Annotated in this window: 17 protein-coding genes; 14 read left to right on the forward strand and 3 right to left on the reverse strand. The window is 36.2% G+C overall.

What is annotated here, in order from left to right:
• Positions 1 to 134 precede the first annotated feature (134 nt).
• The 6 genes from celB (at position 135) to J7E16_RS04690 (ending at position 8,040) form a co-directional block, all read left to right on the forward strand.
• Positions 135 to 1,421 (forward strand): PTS cellobiose transporter subunit IIC, encoded by a 1,287-nt coding sequence (gene celB, locus J7E16_RS04665; RefSeq protein WP_214889271.1) that lies wholly within the window; start codon positions 135 to 137, stop codon positions 1,419 to 1,421.
• A gap of 707 nt (positions 1,422 to 2,128) precedes the next feature.
• Positions 2,129 to 2,845, forward strand: coding sequence for a GntR family transcriptional regulator (locus J7E16_RS04670; protein ID WP_214889274.1), 717 nt, complete (start codon positions 2,129 to 2,131; stop codon positions 2,843 to 2,845).
• A 44-nt stretch (positions 2,846 to 2,889) separates the two neighbouring features.
• A complete protein-coding gene (locus J7E16_RS04675) occupies positions 2,890 to 5,589 on the forward strand; it encodes a sigma-54-dependent transcriptional regulator (protein WP_502756788.1) in 2,700 nt (899 codons plus the stop codon).
• Positions 5,590 to 5,748: 159 nt separating this feature from the next.
• A complete protein-coding gene (locus J7E16_RS04680; RefSeq protein WP_034546209.1) occupies positions 5,749 to 6,069 on the forward strand; it encodes a PTS sugar transporter subunit IIB in 321 nt (106 codons plus the stop codon).
• Between the two features lie 48 nt (positions 6,070 to 6,117).
• Entirely contained in the window at positions 6,118 to 6,429 is a 312-nt protein-coding gene (locus J7E16_RS04685) for a PTS lactose/cellobiose transporter subunit IIA (RefSeq protein ID WP_214889422.1), read from the forward strand.
• Between the two features lie 438 nt (positions 6,430 to 6,867).
• A complete protein-coding gene (locus tag J7E16_RS04690; RefSeq protein ID WP_214889279.1) occupies positions 6,868 to 8,040 on the forward strand; it encodes a hydroxymethylglutaryl-CoA synthase in 1,173 nt (390 codons plus the stop codon).
• 313 nt (positions 8,041 to 8,353) lie between these two features.
• On the opposite strand, the gene J7E16_RS04695 is transcribed toward J7E16_RS04690, so the two are convergent.
• Together J7E16_RS04695 and J7E16_RS04700 are read right to left on the reverse strand one after the other, a co-directional pair.
• The gene (locus tag J7E16_RS04695; RefSeq protein WP_285439368.1) at positions 8,354 to 9,682 is read right to left on the reverse strand and encodes a hydroxymethylglutaryl-CoA reductase, degradative; all 1,329 of its coding nucleotides are present in this window, start codon (positions 9,680 to 9,682) and stop codon (positions 8,354 to 8,356) included.
• A 140-nt stretch (positions 9,683 to 9,822) separates the two neighbouring features.
• On the reverse strand, positions 9,823 to 10,440 hold the full coding sequence (locus J7E16_RS04700; protein WP_214889286.1) for a 50S ribosomal protein L25: 618 nt from the start codon (positions 10,438 to 10,440) through the stop codon (positions 9,823 to 9,825).
• A gap of 341 nt (positions 10,441 to 10,781) precedes the next feature.
• Between J7E16_RS04700 and J7E16_RS04705 the strand changes: the two genes are divergently transcribed.
• From J7E16_RS04705 to J7E16_RS04730, 6 genes are all read left to right on the forward strand, one after another.
• Entirely contained in the window at positions 10,782 to 11,552 is a 771-nt protein-coding gene (locus J7E16_RS04705; protein WP_214889289.1) for a MurR/RpiR family transcriptional regulator, read from the forward strand.
• A gap of 121 nt (positions 11,553 to 11,673) precedes the next feature.
• Positions 11,674 to 13,278: a PTS transporter subunit EIIC gene (locus J7E16_RS04710; RefSeq protein ID WP_214889424.1), complete on the forward strand. Its 1,605-nt coding sequence runs from the start codon at positions 11,674 to 11,676 to the stop codon at positions 13,276 to 13,278.
• 33 nt (positions 13,279 to 13,311) lie between these two features.
• Positions 13,312 to 14,637 carry a 6-phospho-alpha-glucosidase gene (locus tag J7E16_RS04715; RefSeq protein ID WP_214889292.1) on the forward strand — a complete coding sequence of 442 codons (1,326 nt, stop codon included), beginning with the start codon at positions 13,312 to 13,314 and terminating at the stop codon, positions 14,635 to 14,637.
• Between the two features lie 257 nt (positions 14,638 to 14,894).
• Positions 14,895 to 16,445, forward strand: coding sequence for a gluconokinase (locus J7E16_RS04720; protein WP_214889295.1), 1,551 nt, complete (start codon positions 14,895 to 14,897; stop codon positions 16,443 to 16,445).
• Between the two features lie 241 nt (positions 16,446 to 16,686).
• Positions 16,687 to 17,448, forward strand: coding sequence for a threonine/serine exporter family protein (locus J7E16_RS04725; RefSeq protein ID WP_214889297.1), 762 nt, complete (start codon positions 16,687 to 16,689; stop codon positions 17,446 to 17,448).
• The gene (locus tag J7E16_RS04730; protein WP_214889299.1) at positions 17,445 to 17,882 is read left to right on the forward strand and encodes a threonine/serine exporter family protein; all 438 of its coding nucleotides are present in this window, start codon (positions 17,445 to 17,447) and stop codon (positions 17,880 to 17,882) included. Before J7E16_RS04725 ends, J7E16_RS04730 begins: the two co-directional genes overlap by 4 nt.
• Positions 17,883 to 17,971: 89 nt before the next feature.
• Here the strand turns inward: J7E16_RS04730 and J7E16_RS04735 are convergent, their stop codons facing one another.
• Entirely contained in the window at positions 17,972 to 18,805 is an 834-nt protein-coding gene (locus J7E16_RS04735; RefSeq protein WP_214889301.1) for an aminotransferase class IV, read from the reverse strand.
• A 148-nt stretch (positions 18,806 to 18,953) separates the two neighbouring features.
• Between J7E16_RS04735 and J7E16_RS04740 the strand changes: the two genes are divergently transcribed.
• Complete coding sequence (locus J7E16_RS04740; protein ID WP_214889303.1) at positions 18,954 to 19,589, forward strand: NUDIX hydrolase; 636 nt, start codon at positions 18,954 to 18,956, stop codon at positions 19,587 to 19,589.
• 161 nt (positions 19,590 to 19,750) lie between these two features.
• Positions 19,751 to 20,842, forward strand: coding sequence for an ABC transporter permease (locus tag J7E16_RS04745; protein WP_214889305.1), 1,092 nt, complete (start codon positions 19,751 to 19,753; stop codon positions 20,840 to 20,842).
• Positions 20,843 to 20,850: the final 8 nt, after the last annotated feature.

Raw genomic sequence — 20,850 nt, forward strand, 5'->3', positions numbered from 1 at the left:
AAACAAAAGACTAGACATACGAAAAATATAATGATATTATTTATATGTAATCGATTTCAAATAATTGATAAAACTAAAAAGAGGCCTCTTTTTAGTTAGAGTTTATAACATAGAAAAAGAAAAGAGGAATACTAGTGGATGGATTTATTGATAAATTAGGAGAAAAATTACTTCCTATTGCCGGAAAACTTGGTGAAAATCGTTATCTTAAAGTTTTACGTGATGCATTTATGCTTGCTTTCCCTATTACGATGTTTGGATCAATTGTTGTCGTATTAAATAACTTGCCATTTTTCAATGATGCAACAAAAGGAACTTTAGGAAACTTGTTCGGAAACGGACAAAATGCGACGATGTCGATCATGACCATTTTTGTTACATTTGGTATCGGTTATTATTTAAGTAAATCATACGATGTTGAAGCTATTTTTGGTGGAGCTGTTTCATTAGCTGCTTACCTTATTCTGACACCATTCTCAATGTTGACTGAATCAGGCGAAGCCGTAACAGGTGTGTTAGCACTAGATCGTTTAGGTGCAAAAGGAATGTTTATTGGTATGATCGCAGCCTTCATAGCTGGTGAGATCTATACTCGTATTGTTAAAAAAGGCATCGTAATTAAAATGCCAGATGGTGTTCCTCCAGCAGTTGCTAATTCATTTGCAGCTTTGTTACCAGCTCTTATTACATTATTTAGTTTCTTACTAGTTAATGCAGCAGTTGTTGGTTTCTTTGATACAAACTTACATGATGTTGTGTATACAGCTATTCAACAACCTTTAACAGCTCTTGGAAGTGGATTACCTGCTACCTTGATTGCCGTATTCTTTGTTCAATTCCTATGGTTCTTCGGATTACATGGTCAAATTATTGTTAACTCAGTAATGGATCCTATCTGGAATACCTTAGCTTTAGAAAATCTTGATGCGTATAAAGCTGGCGAAGCTTTACCACATATTGTAACTAAACCATTTATGGAAATTTACACTGTTGGTATGGGTGGATCCGGTAGTACTTTAGTCGTTGTCTTATTATTAGCTTTTGTTATGAAAAGCAGACAAAATAAAGATATCGGCCGCTTAGCTTTAGGACCTGCAATTTTCAACGTAAATGAACCATTGATTTTCGGAATGCCTTTAGTTTTAAATGCTTCCATTTTTATTCCTTGGATCCTTGCTCCATTGGTAACAACAGCATTCAACTATGCTATGATGTCTACAGGAATTTTCCCAATTCCAACAGGTGTCACAGTGCCTTGGACAATACCAGTTATTATTAACGGAATTATGGCTACAAGCTCATTTATGGGTGGATTACTTCAAGTTATCGACATGGCTCTTATCGGAGTAATTTGGTTCCCATTCCTTAAATTAGTCGATAAAGTAAATCTAAATACTGTTTCTATGGCTGACGAATTATAAAGTCAATAATATAAAAAGAACTTGCCTCTTCCTTGGAGGCAAGTTCTTTTTTGCTGCTTTTAAGGCATATTTTAAAACATTCGTTAAGAGGAAAATAGCTGCCAGATAGGCAAAGGTTAATCAAATTTTTTTGAAGTTACATACCAGGTTGCAATAGGCCACATTGCTACGGAAATAGACCAAATTGATAGTGAGAGCAGAGGCAAATGCTGACTCAAAGTTGATTATTATTTGAGTAGGTGCAACGAGCCTCAGTTCGATGAACTCAAAGTTCGTTTTCCATTTGAGTTGCAACAATGAGCCTTAGTTCGAGTAACTCAAAGTCCGTTTTCCATTTGAGTTGCAGCAATGAGCCTCAGTTCGAGTAACTCAAAGTCCGTTTTCAATTTGAGTTGCAGCAATGAGCCTTAGTTCGAGTAACTCAAAGGCACTTTTCTATTTGAGTTGCAGCAACGAGCCTCAGTTCGAGTAACTCGAAGGCGCTATTCCATTTTAGTTGCAGCAACAAGCTTTAGTTCGAGTAACTCATAACAAAAGATCAATTGAATTTACCAAATCTAATTGACCCATGCCTTTATCTATTAGACCAAAAACTAGACCAATCATTATTTTTAAAAACGTTTTAGAAAAAAGTGTAGTAAAAGGCTAGTCTTATTATTTTGTTTGAGCTATGATGATTGCATAGACAAGAACATGGGGGTACCATAATGGTAAAATATGAAGCGATAGCAAATGAGATAAGAAATCGCATTACAGATGGAACTTACAAAGTGGAATCTCTTATTCCAGATCAAGTGTCATTATCAGAAGAATTTAAAGTCAGCAGAATGACCATAAAGAAAGCATTGGATATTTTAGCTTTAGAAGGATTGATTTATCGCCAACGTGGTTCTGGAACATTTGTAATGAAAAATTCTCCTTTAAACGAAGAAAATGCCGCAGTCAATGAGTACGACGGCTTGACCAAACAGATGCAGGGCCATAAATTAGAAAGTAGGATCATTAAATTTACAGTTGAGTTTCCAGATGAAGAGATCATGCAGCATTTGATGATTGAAAAAAATATGCCGGTTTATAATCTGGTCAGGTTAAGAATTGTTGACGATAAGCCATATGTTTTAGAACATACCTACATGCCAACAGATTTAACAACAGGCTTAACGGAAGATATCATCAAAGGTTCTATTTATAAATATATTCATGATGAATTAAAGATTAAATTTAGCGGAGCCTATCGCAAAATTCGCGCGGATAAGTCATCAAAATACGATCAAGAATACTTGAATTGTGGCGTTCATGATCCTATATTAGAAGTGGAACAAATTGTGTATTTAAAAGATGGACGTCCTTTTGAGTATTCGCGAAGCCGTCATCGTTATGACACACGTAGTTATACCTTTATTGATATGAATAAAAAAATTTGACTGAATTAAAAAAAGACATTCTTAAATAAGGTGGAGGTAAAGTGATCAATAATCGTAAAAAATTAGTATTGGATCATTTAAACACATTAGGTAAAGCTGTTACCGCAAAAGAAATTGCAGTGGCATTATCCTTAGATCGAACCAACATTAGTCGATATTTGAATGAATTGCATAAGGAAAATCAAATAAAAAAAATACCTGGACGTCCAGTATTGTATCAAGCCATTTCTTTGCAGGAAGGTAAACAAGAGGGCAACGATGAAAAAGCTTTTTCTCGCTTAATTGGCTATGAAGCGTCTTTAAAAGAGATGGTTCAACAGGCTAAAGCAGCTATTTTATATCCTCCCAATGGACTACACACCATCATTTTTGGACAAACGGGTACAGGAAAATCGTTATTTGCAGAATGTATGTACGAATACGCTTTAGAAGCGCGTGTATTAGACAAAGAGGCTCCTTTTATAACCTATAATTGTGCAGATTATGCCCAAAATCCGCAGTTATTATTTGGGCATATTTTTGGAGTAAAAAAAGGATCATATACTGGTGCTTCTCAAGACCGGACAGGGCTCATACATGAAGCGAACAATGGTATTTTATTTTTAGATGAAATTCACCGGTTGCCACCTGAAGGGCAAGAAATGTTATTCACTTTTATTGATAAAGGCATCTATCGTCCTTTAGGTGAAAGCAATGAAACGTATCATGCAAATGTATTGATCATTGGGGCAACGACGGAGAAACCTGATGTATTGCTATCAACGTTTACTCGTAGGATCCCAATGACGATAACCTTACCCGATTTAGTTGAACGCACGGTTGAAGAACGGTATGAACTGGTCGATAGCTTTTTAAAACAGGAAGCTCAGCGCCTTAACCAAAAAATAACGATTAAAAGAGAAGTTTTGCTCGCATTTATGTTGTACCAGCCAGAAGGAAATATTGGACAATTTCAAAGAGATCTAAAGTTAGTTTGTGCCAAAGCTTATTTGAATTTTAAGACAGAGAAAAGTCAGTCTTTGAAAAGTTTAAAAATCGATCAAAAAGATTTGCCTTTTCAAGTTCAAAAAGGATTGTTGTCGATCAAAGAGATGCCCAAACAAATGGAGCGGTTGATTCAACAAGATAAAGCTGAATTTACGTATATGCCTACGAGTGAACCAACAGAGAACTTAGCAAACCAACTCAATAAAACAGCTATCGATCCTTTAGTAGCCAAAAATCTCATAAAAAAAACAAATGAGAATCTTTTAGAAACATATCACTTAGAAGGATCAGATCATAAAGAACAAAAATCTTATTTCAATGAATATGTCAAAACTCTTTCCACAACATCTGATATACGCAAACATATCATTGATCCAGTGCTAAAAGAATTAGTTGAAAAAATGTATTTAGTTGCTAAAGAGCAGTTGCATCGCACATATTCTGCTAAAATCGAATTTGCCTTTGCTTTGCATTTACAAAGTGCTTTGGAACGTATAAAAGAGAAGCAGCCGATCGATATTTCTAACTTAAACGCGATTCGGAAAAATTATCCAAAAGAATTTCAAGTAGCGATTGATTTATCGGCTATGGTTGAAGAAACCTACTCAGTTGACGTTCCTTTTGAAGAAATCGGATTTATTGCGTTATTTTTGACCAAACAAGAAGAAGCAGAAATGAGTCAAAAACAAGAGAAAACAACTTCTGTTATGGTTTTGATGCATGGAAAGACAACGGCAAGCAGCATGATGGAAACGGTACAGGAGTTATTAGAAACAACTGTCGGTATAGCTATCAATATGCCGCTGACGATGAAAGTCCAAGACATGTATAAACAAGTGCGTCAAACGATTGTAAAGGACAAGGAAAGGTATCAGCAAGGACTATTGATTTTGACGGATATGGGTTCACTAAATACTTTTGGGAATATGTTAGCAGAAGATTTGGGTTTGCGGATCAAATCATTGCCAATGGTGAGTACTCCAGTCGTTTTAGAAGCAGTGAGAATGGCAAGTATTGGCCGTACCCTAGAAGACATTTACCAAAGTTGTCAAACAGTATTAAAAAGCAGTACAAAGCAGTTAACATTAGTAGACGTAAAGAAAATGAAAGCCGTACTGGTAACCTGTTTTACGGGTGAAGGAGTAGCAAAAAAATTAGAGGAACGCATTCAACCTGTCTTGGACTCTACTAAGGTAACGATCATTCCGCTACAATTTTTACATCGAGAAGCCTTTAAACAACAAATTGATCAATTGATGGAATCGTATGATATTAAAGCTATAGTTGGAACGGTAGAATTTGATTATCAAAATATTCCCTTTTATACGGCTTATGATGTATTTAATGATGAGAAATTGCTGTTGTTAAAGACCCAAATTGAAGAAGAGCTTCCGATAAACGAGATGATACAATCGTTGACGGGTACCTTGAAAAAAGTGGGATCTATTCAACAGTTGATGTATTTTCTGCAAAAATTAATGCAGCAATTAAAGAAGGAATTGAACATCATGATTCCAGCAGGTGTAGAAACAGGTATGATATTGCATGTAGCTTTTCTAATTGAAGGATTAAAAACAGGTACGATCGTCCGAGAATTTTCTGAATTAGAAGAATACGCTAAAAAAAATAGAATGATGATGGATGTGGTTAAAGCAACCTTGATTCCGTTAGAAAAGCAATACCAGCTTATTATTCCGGAAGATGAGATTGCTTATATTACTCAGATGATCATTGAAAATAAAGTTAAAACGAACTGAAAAAATACACACTTTTCTAAGTGTGTATTTTTTTAGTTCAAGTGTGTAACGATGAACATTTAAAGAAAAGGCTTTCTGAATGGGTTTGCATTTATTAAAGTTGGCATGGTAATTGCATTATATAGATGTAAAGCAAATAAAATAATGGAGTGATAAATAATGGCAGAAAAAACAATTATGTTAGTATGTTCAGCAGGTATGAGTACAAGTTTATTGGTAACTAAAATGCAAGCGGCATCAAAAGCACGTAATCTGGATACAGAAATTTTTGCAGTATCCGCAGCAGCAGCTGATGAAAATATTGCAAATAAAAAAATTGACGTTTTGTTATTAGGACCGCAAGTCCGCTTCATGAAAGGTCAATTCGAGAAAAAATTAGCTGGTAAAAATATTCCTTTAGAAATAATCGATATGCTAGATTATGGCAGAATGAATGGCGAAAATGTATTGGATCAAGCTCTTAAATTAATAAAAGAATAAAAAAACAGATAATTGAGAGGAAGTTGTAAATTGGGACAAGCAATAGAAATGGAAACAATCATGGGTTTGATCATTCATGGTGGAAATGCTAAAAGTGATGCAATGGAGGCTATTCATGCTGCAAAGAATGATGATTTTGAATTAGCAGCCCAAAAATTAGAAGAATCAAACAAGTCATTGGTAGAAGCTCATCATGCGCAAACAAGTTTATTAACACAAGAAGCTTCTGGTGAGGAATTAACGGTTTCTTTATTAGCCGTGCACAGTCAAGATCATCTGATGAATGCTATTACGTTTAGAGATCTAGCATCTGAAGTTGTTGATGTGTATAAAAAAATGGCAGGCGTGTCAATAGATTAACTATAAGTTCATAGTGTGGTTCATAAAAAGTCATAAAAGTTTTTCTTTTATGGCCTTTTATTGTTCTCCTTTAAGCGTATTAGAGAAAAAGTGTTGGAAAGATATAATAGATCAACTAAATAAATAATCAATCAAAAATTTGCTGAGATTTAATAAGGTGAAAATGGTGACCTAGTAATATTGGGCTGCCATTTTTTTGTGTACATATAGAATGAAACCTTTTATTGGAGAAAAAAATCAAGTCATTTCTTATATGATCCTAAAAATTCAGGACAGATTATTAAGCTTCTCTTTAGATTAGCCGTAAACGGTTGTTTTTTAACTAAGAATAATTTATTATTTACTAGAATGCTCAGTCAAAAGAGCCAACAGGCAATCATACACTGAAATAAAGCTTTTTATAAAAAAAGTCATTAAATAAAAAAGGAGTCCTTTCTTTTGAAAATTGGAATAGACAAAATTGGTTTTTATACGCCACACTTATACGTGGACATGAACAAGTTGGCAGCGGCTAGAAATGTAGAGCCCGAAAAATTTACAATCGGTATAGGACAAGAAAAAATGGCAGTTGCACCAATCACACAGGATCCAGTAACCCTAGCAGCAAATGCAGCACTAATTATATTAGATGAAGAAGATAGAGCGAAAATTGATTTTGTTATTTTTGGTACAGAGTCGGGTATCGACAATTCGAAATCAGGAGCGGTCTATGTTCATCGCTTGTTAGGTCTAAACCCTAATGCTCGTTCTGTTGAAGTGAAACAAGCTTGTTACGGAGCAACTGCGGGAATTCAAATGGCAAAAGGCCATATTGCTTTGAATCCAGACAGCAGAGTATTGATATTAGCTTCTGACATCGCACGATACGGATTGAATACAGCTGGCGAAGCGACACAAGGAGCCGGGGCTGTAGCAATGGTGATCAGTGCTGATCCTAAAATTTTGGCTTTAGAAGATCAAAGTGCTTATCTAACGGCTGATATTATGGACTTTTGGCGTCCTATTTATTCAGATTTTGCTTTTGTTGACGGCAAATTTTCAAACGAACAATATGCTTTATTTTTCAAAACAGTCTGGGAGCAATACAAAACAAAAACAAACTTAGGATTGGATGATTTTGAAGCCGTCTGTTTCCATTTACCTTATACTAAAATAGGGCTCAAAGCATTGAGAACTATTCTAGAAGAAGCATCAGAAGAAAGTCAGGAACGCTTATTGGCTAATTACCAATCAAGCACGCTCTACAATCGAAATGTTGGGAACATTTATACAGGGTCATTATATTTAAGCCTAGTTTCTTTGCTTGAACAAAGTGAACAGTTCAAATCTGGTTCAAGAATAGGAATGTTTAGTTATGGTTCAGGCGCAGTAGGAGAATTCTTTACGGGGATCTTGCAACCTAATTATCAAGAATATTTGTATTCCGAAAAACACGCTGAATTATTTGCTTCTAGGACAGAAGTTTCGATCGAAGAGTATGAAAAGTTGTTCCAACAAACGGTTCCAGTTGATGGATCTACTGCAGTGTTTGGTAGTACAAATGATCCTGCACCGATTCAATTAAAAGGTATAAAAGATAACATGCGTCAATATGAGAATAAAGCAAACTAAAAAATCGCTATAATAGGATGAATTCCTATTAAAGAACCCCTCCTTACTTCTGATGAAAGTTATCATCAAAAATAAGAATGGGTTCTTTTTGAATAGATGATCTTTTCAGCCTCTCCGATAAGTAAGGCGGGGAGGGAGGATATCACTCTTTCGTGTAATAGCTTTTGACGAAAGAGTAGAGCAGAAAAAGAAGTGTACTTCTTCGTGGAAAGGCTCCTGACGAAAGAGTGACATCAAAATCGAAATGAACTCTTCCGTCAAGGCTAGTTTCATGTAGAAGTGAACGCAAAAAAATCCTCACACTACTGTTTTTTTAATCTTCTAAAGTCAGGATTTCTTGCAGCAAGGCTTTTGCTGTAGCGAGGTTCATATTTTTAGATTGTTTTAATTGTTCAGCTACTTTTTCGATAGCGTTCCCTGAAGCACCAGCGCTGATGGCCAGAGATCGAGCTTGAAGTCCCATATGACCTTTCTGGATCCCTTCAGTCACAAGGGCTTTGAGAGCTGAAAAATTTTGAGCCAGGCCGACGGAAACAATCACAGCTTCTAATTCTTTTGCCGATTGGTAGCCCATCAATCGTTTGCTGAATTTGGCAGCTGGATGGATGGAAATAGAGCCTCCAACTGATCCAACAGGAAGCGGTAAAGTCAATTGTCCAATCAAGTCGCCGTTATCCGCTTTTTTCCACACAGAAAGAGAACGATATTGCCCGCTATTTGAGGCATAAGCATGTGCACCGGCAGAAATAGCACGCCAGTCATTTCCGGAGGCTAAAACAACTGCGTCAATACCATTCATAATGCCTTTATTATGAGTGACGGCCCGATAAGGATCCACATAAGCCAATTGACCAGCTTCAATTAAACGATCTCGTACTTCTTCACCCGTATAATCGTTCTTTTTCAGCAGGTCCACTGGGATTTGGCAAACAGCACTTGCCAGACATTCAGTTGCGTAGTTAGAAAGGATGCTCATCAAAGCTGTACCGCCTGTTAACTCTTCAAGGTAAACTGAAATACCTTCCATCATGGTATTAATAATATTAGCTCCCATAGCTTCCAGAGTGGATACATGCAAATGAACTACTAAAAATTCAGGTGATTGGACTTCATTATCGGCTTCAATAAAGCGAATTAAAAGATCAGTTGCTCCGCCTCCGCGTGCAACAATAGAGGGATGCGCATCGTTAGCCTTTTTTAGAATAGCCTTTTTGTGTTGAACTAAATTACTTTTTGCAAATGTTAAATCTGGGATATCTTTCAACGCAACTTGGCCAATCATAGTACGATCAGAAATCGTTGTTTTAAATCCACCAGCTTGAGCAATAATTTTTGCACCAGCACTAGCAGCTGCGATAACAGAAGGCTCTTCAATAGCCATTGGGACAACATATTCTTTTCCATCAACTAGAAAATTTAGGGCTGCTCCTAGCGGAAGTTCATAATTAGCCAAATGATTTTCAATCATATTATCGGCTAGCTCATCTGTTAAATGTAAGGCATCTGTTAATAGTAAATCGTCTGAATTTAGAATATCTGCAGCAATAAGGGCCTTCATTCTTTCAGCATGGTTTTTTTTATAAAATTTATCTAAATGGGTTTTATCCATAGCGGTATTCTCCTTGCGCTTTTTCTTATCCAAAGTTTACCATACTCTATTCAGTTACTTGAAATTATTTATATTTAGCCTAAATAAAAAGCCTTGCATGCATTGCTCCTAAGAGTAACACATGAAAGGCTTTTAAAGGTTATTCTATACCTTACTTAGCTGGTTGAAGATGATTAAGCTTCTTCTTCTTTTTCGCCAATTAATTCAGGTTCAGCAGCTTCAACAGGTTCAGCAGCTGTTTCAGGTTCTTCAGCAGATGGCGGCAATACACTTACGACAGATTGCTCAAGATCGCTTAATACTGTAATAGTTTTAGCAACCTTAATATCAGCAACTGATATTGCATCTCCTATTTCAAGTTCACCAACATCAACAGTAAATGAAGTTGGGATATTAGCTGGAAGAGTTTCGATTTCTAGTTCATTCAATGTTTGAGAAACGATACCACGTTGAACTTTTTCAGCATTTTCAACATGAATAGGAACAGTAACCGTTAATTTTTCACCTTTTTTAACAACTTGTAATTCAACGTCTAAAATTTGATCAATAAGAGTTGCACTTTGGATTTCTTTGATAATCACTTGGTGAGTATCTCCATCTTGAACGGCAACGTCAAAAATCGCATTTTTACCTAATTTTTTTAAAATAACATCTAATTCTTTGCTGTCTAATAATATTGGAGTACTTGTAACACCTTTTCCATTAATTACAGCTGTAACTTTTTTTTCTCTTCTAACACGATTAGCCGCTGAAGATCCGACCTCTGTTCTTAAAGTAGCATTGATTTTCATATATATTTTTCCCCTTTCAAACTATGGTAATGAGTGGTTAATGTTAACTTTTGCTAGTCAAACTAGAAAAGTACGTTCAAAACCCTTACCATATTAGTATAACAAAAAAAAAATGAAAAAGCTAGATTACCATTTTTTTTTACAGGAAACATGATAAAATGTAAAAGTTAAAATAATCGGTTCGCTAAAATAAAAATGAACGGGCGTTTCAAGTCGTTTTGAGGGAAACTTTCGAGTTGCCTTGTCCTTATGTTAGTAAGATAGATACTATCAGCGTGAAAATTCAGCTTAAAGTAATAGGGAAAGACTGGAATTCTAATCAAAAATAGGAGTGAATGCGAATGAAAGACATCAGTAAACTGATTCAAGGGAAAAAATTATCAGAATTAGATGTGAAGATTGTGCATTATATTATTGAAAATATCGATGATGTGTTAGAAAAAGGTGTACGAGGTGTAGCAAAGGACAACTATACTTCTCCATCAACCGTCATAAGATTATCAAAAAAGTTAGGCTATACAGGTTTTATCGACTTATATTATCAGTTGCTTCCAATGGTTAAAAAGACGGAAGGGCTTCAGTTAGATAATGATGAAGCGTTCCTAAGTATCAGTCAACAAGATTTTTTTAAAGAAAATAGAAAAGAAGATATCGACCAGTTTGTTCAACAGGTGCTACATTTGAAGCAAGAGTACATCTTTATTTATGCAACAGGATTTTCTGCAATAGCGGCAGAGTATCTATACAAAAAACTATTGGTACTAGGTAAAAAAACGGTTATTGCAACAGGGACTGACTCTATTGGCGTATTCGAAAATAATTTAGAAGATATTGGAGCATTTATTGTGATCTCAAAATCTGGTGAAACACAGCAAGTCATTGATAAATTGCTTGTAGCAAAAGATCAGGGTATTTTTACGATTACGTTTACAAAAGAAACAGCAAATCGGGCAGCTGAATTATCGGATTTAAACTTTAAAATTACAGATAATTATAAACTTGACGATCGTAACATGTTGCCGAATAGTTTTTTTCCTAGACTGTTGATGTTAGTAGAATTTATTTTTAAAACTTATCTTGATGGATTACAAAAGAAAATAGCAAATAAATGAAACGTGTTTCTAAATTGCGGAACACGTTTTTTATATGCTCAAAGAGCTATACAATAAATCGCTTTCAAGATAAACTGAGTTTATAAAAGGAAATGAAACAAAAAAATTGGAGGTAAGAATGATGAAAGAGAAATTAATGAATGGCATGCAGCGTTTTTCAAAAGCCATGTTTATACCTGTGTTAATTTTACCGATTGCAGGGATATTAATTGCAATCGGTAATCTGTTTACAAATGCAAAACTAATTGAAACCGTTCCCTTTTTGGATAATCCTATCACAATGGGATTTGGAATGATTTTATCAGGCTCTTTAGTATCGATTTTAACTAATTTAGGCCTAATATTTTGTATGGGACTAGCAGTAGGATTAGCAAACAAGAAAAAATCTGAAGCAGGATTTACAGCTGTATTAGGCTACTTAGTATTTATTAATGCAATGAATAAGTTCATGGAACTTAACGGGTCATTATTTGAAGGAGAGTCCCTACAGGGAACAGGACAGACTATGGTAATGGGTGTCCAAGTTTTAGATATGGGTGTTTTTCTTGGTATTATATTAGGTATAGTGACAGCGCTTGTACATAATAAATTTTGTGAAAAAGAATTTAATAATGCTTTTCAAATTTATGGCGGAACGCGCTTCGTCTTCATTCTTCTGATTCCAGTTGTTGTTTTATTGGCTATTTTATTCACGTACATTTGGCCGTTTTTCCAAGGTGGCATCAATAGTTTAGGAACATTGATCAATCAAAGTGGAAATTTTGGGATTTTCTTATATGGATCATTAGAGCGTTTATTGATTCCGACTGGATTACATCACTTAGTTTATACGCCTTTCTTATACACTTCACTAGGAGGTATCCAGGAAGTTGGGGGCCAAATATTTGAAGGTGCAAGAAATATTTATTTTGCAGAGATTGCAGATCCTAGTGTCAGTATTTTATCTCGCAGTGTTATCTGGGATGCACGTGGGATTTCTAAAATGTTTGGACTGATCGGGGCATGTTTAGCTATGTACCATACCGCAAGTCCAGAAAATAAAAATAAGGCAAAAGCTATACTAATCCCGGCAGTTGTTACCTCATTTATAGCAGGAGTAACAGAACCAATCGAATTCTCATTTATGTTTGTAGCTCCGTTACTGTTTATCGTCCATGCAGTTCTAAGTGGATTAAGCATGGTTGTATTAAACCTACTGAGTGTTCGAGCTATTGGACCAAATGGATTTATCGATTTCTTATTATACAACGTGCCATTAGGTATCGAAAAAACAGGATGGCCAATGTATATCTTGGTTGGTATTATGTTCTTTGCAATCTATTATATGACATTTCGTTTCTTGATTACGAAATTTAAATTTAAAACGATTGGTCGTGAGGATACTGGTAAGGAAACAAAACTTTATTCTAAAGGTGAATACAATGAAAGTAAGACTAAAAAAGCTTCTCCCAATGGTGCAGAACCGCAAGGAGATACAGGTTTAGCTAGCGCAATTGTTGGGGCATTAGGTGGACCAGATAATATCAACACTGTGACCAATTGTTACACACGATTAAGATTAACGTTAAACCACCCCGATAAAGTGGATGAAATATTTTTGAAAAATAATACGGGAGCAAGTGGTGTGATCATTAAAGACCATAATGTCCACGTTGTTTACGGCTTACAAGTTAGCAAGGTCAGAAAAGCTGTCGATCATTATTTAGGAAGAGAATCAGAAGAATAAAGCAAATAGGCGAAATGAAAGGAAGTATATAGAATGAAAAAATTTTCAATCGTAATCGCAGGGGGCGGAAGTACTTTTACGCCAGGAATCGTTATGATGATGCTGGATAATATTAATCGCTTTCCAATTCGGAAGTTGAAATTATATGACAATGATGGAGATCGACAAGCTATTTTGGGAGACGCTCTTGAAATTCTATTAAAAGAGCAAGCTCCTGATATTGAATTTTCTTATACAACAGATCCAGAAACAGCTTTTACAGATGTCGATTTTTGTATGGCGCATATTCGTGTTGGTAAATATGCGATGCGTGAGCAAGATGAAAAAATCCCATTAAATTATGGAGTAGTTGGCCAAGAAACATGTGGACCAGGCGGAATCGCTTATGGAATGAGAAGTATCGGCGGCATGATGGAAATTATTGATCACATGGAAACATATTCTCCAAAATGCTGGATGCTAAACTACTCTAACCCCGCTTCCATTGTTGCGGAAGCGTGCCGAGTGATGCGTCCAAATGCTAAGGTTTTGAATATCTGTGATATGCCAGTGGGAACGCTAAGAAGAATGTCTCAAATAATCAATAAAAATCCGGAAGATCTAGAAGTCCGTTATTTTGGATTAAATCATTTTGGCTGGTGGACGAGCGTAAAAGATAAAGAAGGGCATGAATATCTAACGGAAATTCGCGAATATGTCGCTGAGAATGGCTACTTAACAAAAGTTGAAGTTGATACACAACACATGGATCAAAGCTGGCAAGAAACACATAAAAAAGCCAAAGACTTGATAGCAGTCAACCCAAGATATTTACCAAATACGTATTTGAAATATTATCTTTTTCCAGATTATGAAGTAAAACATTCAAACTGTACTTATTCACGTGCAAATGAAGTAATGGATGGCAGAGAAAAAACGGTCTTTACAGCAGCTAAAAAAATAGTCGAAAAAGGAACTGCCGAAAACAGCGGATTCACCATAGATAGCCATGCGTCATTTATTGTAGATTTAGCACGTGCTATTGCCTTTAATACGCATGAAAGAATGCTGATGATCGTAGAAAATAATGGAGCGATTGCTAATTTTGATGATGACGCAATGGTTGAAGTTCCTTGTATCGTGGGCAGTGATGGACCAGAGCCGCTAGCTCAAGGTAAAATCCCAGCATTTGAAAAAGCCTTGATGCACCAACAAGTAACGGTAGAAAAATTGGTTGTGGAAGCCTATATTACTGGAAGCTACCAAACATTGTGGCAAGCATTAACACTTTCCAAAACAATTCCAAGTGCAGAAGTTGCTAAAAATATATTGGATGAGTTGATTTTAGCTAATAAAGGTTTCTGGCCAGAATTGAGTTAAAAAGAGTATAATGAACTAAGCGAGAAAAGTGAAATACGCTCACCTTTTCTTGCTTTTTTTAGTGGAAATAAATAATATGAATTTTCTGGTTTTGATGATAATTGGTGGAAATCAAGAACAGCTGAAACTGTATATTGCGGCTCCAGTAATTTCAAAATTTTTGATGATTCGTTATTTTCCTACAAATTTAAAATTATTTTAAAAAAAGGTAGTATGATCGGCAATGAATTCGGTTCAAAGCAGGGAGGGTCAAAAAAATGATAAAGCAGCAAAGATATACGATTGGAGTCGATATTGGTACAACAAGTACGAAAGCCGTATTGTACAAAGAGGATCTGCAAGTAGTCGATAGTGCTTATGTAGGATATGACATTATTCAAACGGAGATAGGCATGGCAGAACAGGATCCAAAAGTGATTTTCCAAGCTGTACTTACCGTTATTCGATCATTGATGCAAGAAAACAAGAGCATTAGACAGCAAGTGGACTTTATTTCGTTCTCAAGTGCTATGCACAGTGTCATTGTTGTGGGTGAAGAAGATGAATTGTTGACCAATTGTATTATATGGGCGGACAATCGTCCAGCAAAGCTGGTTGCACAATTTAAAAAAACTTCGGATTGGAAAGCAATATATCAGAAAACAGGGACGCCAGTTCATTCTATGACACCACTGAGTAAAATCATGTGGCTGAAAGAATATTTTCCTGGTAGCTTAGAAAAAGCCAAAAAAATTATCGGTATCAAAGAATACATTTTATATCAATTGACTGGAGAATACAAAATCGATTATTCGATTGCTTCAGCAACAGGACTGTTTAATATCCATGAGTTGACCTGGGATAAAGATATCCTAAAACTTGTCGGAATTGAAGAGTCTATGTTAGCTGAACCAGTTGAGGTGACTTATAAATGGGATGCTATCCGAGCATCTTATGCTGAAGAAATGACAATCGATCCAAAAACGAATTTAGTGATCGGTGCTAGCGATGGATGCTTATCCAATCTTGGCGTAGGGGCACTAGAAACTGGCGAAACAGCAATCACGATCGGTACTAGCGGAGCAATCCGAATGGTAACCAACCAAATTGTATTGGACGAAGAAGGCAGAACTTTTTGCTACTATTTGTCCAAAGGTCGATGGGTCATCGGCGGCGCTGTAAATAACGGGGGCAATGTGATGGCCTGGTTGATAGCTGTCTTTTTCCCAGAAGGAAAGCGACAAGTGGGCAACGCTGTCGAAACAGAGTTGGAGCAGCTCAATCGACTTGCCGAAATTGTCGCTCCAGGTGCGGATGGACTGTTCTTCTTGCCTTACTTAAATGGTGAGCGTGCACCATTATGGGAATCAGAAGCTACTGGCAGTTACATCGGCCTAGCTTCTCGTCACGCTACTGGACATATGGTAAGGGCAGCAATGGAAGGCGTCTTATTTAATCTTTATGAAGTTTGGCAGCTTATCCAAGAAGTTGGAGGGCCATCTAAAACGATTAAAGTAACGGGTGGCTTTTTGAACTCGCCTTTTTGGAAACAGATGCTTGTAGATACATTCGACAGAGCGATGCAACAGCCGATTAGTTTTGAAAGTTCTTGTTTAGGTGCGGTTATGTTAGGGAACTTAGCCAAAGAAGTCTCGGGAAGTTCCTCACCACAAAAGAGTGCTGGTTTGCTAAAGGACAGAGAAGAAACGGGAATCTGGCTGCAGCCTAATGAAAGGGCCGCAGAAAAATACCGGAAGATTATTCCAATTTATCAAAAAACAGCTGAAGAAATGAGTAAAGTTCGTAAAATTATGAGTGAAGTTGATTAAGCTAAATCAGCAAAGAGCCTAATAAGAAGACCAGTCAATAGTTTACAGAGTAGGGGCATCCTACTCTGTTTTTTGTTTAGAAATATTCGACTCTTCAAAGATTAGTAATAAAGAGATAAGAAAGGATAGAAAGGGTCTAGTCGTTAAAAGAAACTATGCTATACTAAATTTGAATTTGCAGAGCATACTGTAATTGGAAAAATGAATAATGGCTAGTGTAGGGAAAGGATGAAGACCCGGAATGGATTACAAAACATTAATGGATACGGCTATACTAGCAGGGAAAATCATGTTAGAAAGTAACGCTGAAACCTATCGTGTAGAAGATACGATGAATCGCATTTTAAAAACATCAAAATTTGAAACAACCGAAGCATTGGCAATGACAACGGGACTAGTTGCTACTTTAGATGACCCTAGTATCGATGACCCGATCACGATCGTCAAACGGATCAGTATAAGAGATATAAATTTAAACAATATTACCAAAGTAAATACTATTTCGCGCCAATTGACTAGTGAGAAAATAACGATTCCAGAGGCGTATGCGGCCTTGCAGAGTATTGGGGAAGTACAGTATAAACGGCTCTACAAAGATATTGCTACAGCAGCTTTAACGGCTTCTTTTGCATTATTATTAGGTGGCGGTTTTTTTGAAATACTTGCTGCTGGAATCAACGGCGGTTTATTGGCCCTAGTACTAAAAGGTGAAAAAAAATTAGATATGGGATCATTTGTACGAAATGTTTTATCATCTGCTGTTATATCAGTAGGTGCGGTATTGATGCAGTCCTTTATTTTTCCAGCAGTCAATATGAATATAGTAATAATAGGTACGATCATGCCATTAGTACCAGGAACAGCTATTACGAATGCGATCCGAGATACGTTACAAGGGGATTACATGTCTGGCGGGGCTAAAGCTCTAGAGGCATTTGTAGTAGCCTTGTCCATTGCTTTGGGAGTTGCGATCGGACTTGTTATTGGAGGTGCATTATATTGATCAGTCAAATCATAGGAGCTTTTCTAGCAGTTTTAGCAGCTACTATAATTTTGGAAGCCCCAAAAAAACATATTTTTTCAGCAGCCATTGTAGGGGCGGTGGGCTGGGGAGCTTATTTACTTTGTAATGGATTACTAGGATCCGTTTTAGCTACATATATTTCAGGGTTAGTGATCTCTACCCTATCACATATTTTCTCGCGGATATTTAAAGTTCCAGTAACGATTTTCTTTTTACCTGGTTTTTATCCATTAGTTCCAGGCTCTGGTATGTATTTGACAGTCTATGAATTTATTCAAGGCAATAATGCATTAGCACAGGGGCATTTGCAAAATACGATGCAAGTAGCAGGGATGATTGCATTGGCTATTTTTACTATGGATACGATCTTTAAAGTAATAACAAGAGTCCAATATATGAAAAAAGCAGACTAGATCCTATAGAAGAAGCCAAAATCACGGTTTGTGATCTTGGCTTCTTCAGTTTGTCGGACAAAGTCTGATTTTAAAAATTGATTTTTTAATTAAATGTGCGAATCAATAGCTTGATGCTCGTTGATGTACGTTGCAACGAGATTCGTATACTCGCTCATCAAGGCTTTAATGATTGGATTGTTGGTAGAGTGTAAAGTTAGATCTCCAATTGATTGGATAGGCAGAATGTTATTTCCGGTTCCTGTAATAAAAGCTCCATCAATTTCAACTAATTTTGAGACAGAAATGTTTTCTTCTATGACTTCAAAACCTAACATTGCACATAATGCCAATGTTTTTTTTCGAACAATACCAAGTAGTACATTTTTGGCAGGAGACGTGTATAACTTATTGTTTTTGACAATAAACAAATTTGAACGGCTGCCCTCTGTCACATGATCGGTTTGGTCAACGAGCAACACTTCATAGGCCTGCTGTTTTTCTCGCTCAGCTAAAACGGCTTTCTGATAATCATTGCGCAAAGTCTTGATGGTTGGATCGGTTCTTTCCATTTTAAATAAGGTCGTATGCATACCGTTTAGATAATAAGTTTGTGGTGGATAAACGGTTTTTGTGAAAAAAATCAATAATCCTTTTGATGCGTTCAAAATAAGTTTGATATTTTTATGGGTAACCTGGTTTATTGAAATCAGTTGGTAAATACGCTGCGTTATCGCAGCATCTGAATCTTTCAAAAACAAATCTGTAGCAGCAGCGGAAGCTTTGAACCGTTCTAAATGATCTTCTAAAAAAAGAGCGATTCCTTGTTGAACGCGGATAACTTCATAAATCGTTTTCCCTTCCAATTGGTTAAAAACAGTGGTATCCTCTACAGGTGTTTTTTGGTCGTTTATAAAATAAAAACTTTCTTCTACTTGTTCCATAATGATCTCCCTTTTGTATGAAAGAATGAGTTGATTTGTTTCTTCTATTGTAATGAACTCATTGCAGAATTAGCAATAATTATATGAATGTATGACAACCTGATCAATTAAAATAAATTAAAAGACGTAATCTAGAGGAGAAATAATAATGTTAGAAGATATAAACGATATGTTGGAACACCATGAAGTAAAACCAATCAGTAAGCAACGTCATTTTGCAGTGCTGATCCCTTTGATAAAAGTGAATGATGAAATCCACCTTTTATATGAAATACGCAGTAAAAAAATTTCTCAACCGGGCGAAACATCTTTTCCTGGTGGAAGAGTAGAAGCGGGTGAAACGTATAAAGAGGCAGCCATTCGTGAAACAATGGAAGAATTGACTATTTCAAGAGAAACCATCCAAATTTTAGGCGAAATGGATTACATTGTGAATGAGCAAGTGGTTATTCGAGCTTTTGTGGGAGAACTTAAAAATATCAAACTAGAAGATATCCAGTTTAATGAAGAAGTAGAGAAACTATATACCGTTCCGCTAACTTATTTTTTAGCTCACAAACCTATTTATTATAGTGCCAACGTAAAATTAGAACATGAAAAAGATTTCCCTTTTGACCTGATACCAGGAGGTGAGAAATACAACTGGAAGCAAGGAAAGCATGCTGTACCATTCTATACTTTGAATGAACACACATTATGGGGATTTACAGCCAGCTTCACAGATCACTTTATAGAGTTACTAAAGCAGCACAAAAATCGGACGAAAAAGAAGACGGAAAATTAGAGGAAAAGAGCGAAAAATAATAATTAAAAAATATACAATGCATTTTATTTGCTGTATAATACATCGTGTGAGATATATTATTGAAGTGGATTGCATACATAAAACAAGCAATTTAGTTCATTATTTTAAAAGAAATAGCTATTTTAAGAGGAGGATTCAACATGTTTTTAGCATGGAAAGAAATAAAACATTCAAAAACCAGATTCGCTTTGATTATTGGGGTCATGGTATTAGTTTCTTATTTGGTTTATTTTTTGACCGGATTAGCGTATGGATTAGCACAAGATAATCGCACAAGTGTGGATAAATGGGAAGCTGATGCCATTGTTCTAACCGATGAATCAAATACTAACATCAATATGTCAATGATGACCTTCGAACAGGCAGGTAAAGTCAGGGCAGATGAAACAGCTTTGCTAGGGTTAGCACCTAGTGTAATTAGAAAAGCAGGCGAAACAGGCGAAGCAGCGAAAATCAATGTTACTTTTTTTGGAGTCGATGCAGAAGAATTTATTATGCCTGAAGTTATCGATGGGCGAGCATTTGAAAATAATGATGAAGTTGTGGCTGACATCAGCTTGAAAGAAGAAACTGGTATTGAATTAGAAGATACTATTCAACTTGCTGGAAGCGATAAAGAAGTGGAAGTAGTGGGGTTTACTGAAAATGCTAAGTTCAGTGTGGCACCTGTTTTATATACTACGATTGCTGCCTACCAAGAAGTACGCTTTGGAGCAACTGATGATTCAGCCAGCGGTCGAATCAGTGCAGTAGTGGTTCGCGATGCAGCAGGATCTTTTGACGAAGTGGTAGCAGATTCCGACAAATTAGCCGCTTATTCTATTGGAGACTATATTTTAAAAATACCTGGGTATAACGCCCAAGTATTGACATTCGGCTTAATGATTGGTTTCTTGATTGTGATTGCAGCAGTCGTTATTGGAATCTTTATTTATGTATTGACTTTACAAAAAACGAGTATGTTTGGCGTTATGAAAGCCCAAGGAATTTCTTCAGGCTATATAGCGAAGTCAGTTGTAGCACAAACATTCTTATTGTCTACTATCGGGGTCGGAATAGGTTTGATTTTAACGCTTATCACATCTCTTGTTCTTCCGACAGCGGTCCCTTACACTACAAATGGGCTGTTTATTGCAGGAATAACAGCACTACTGATAATAATAGCTGTTTTAGGAGCATTGTTCTCAGTAAGAACGGTTGTTAAAATCGATCCACTGAAAGCAATCGGATAAAAAGGAGG

This window comes from Carnobacterium sp. ISL-102 (assembly GCF_018612935.1).
In the GTDB taxonomy this organism is placed as follows: domain Bacteria; phylum Bacillota; class Bacilli; order Lactobacillales; family Carnobacteriaceae; genus Carnobacterium_B; species Carnobacterium_B alterfunditum.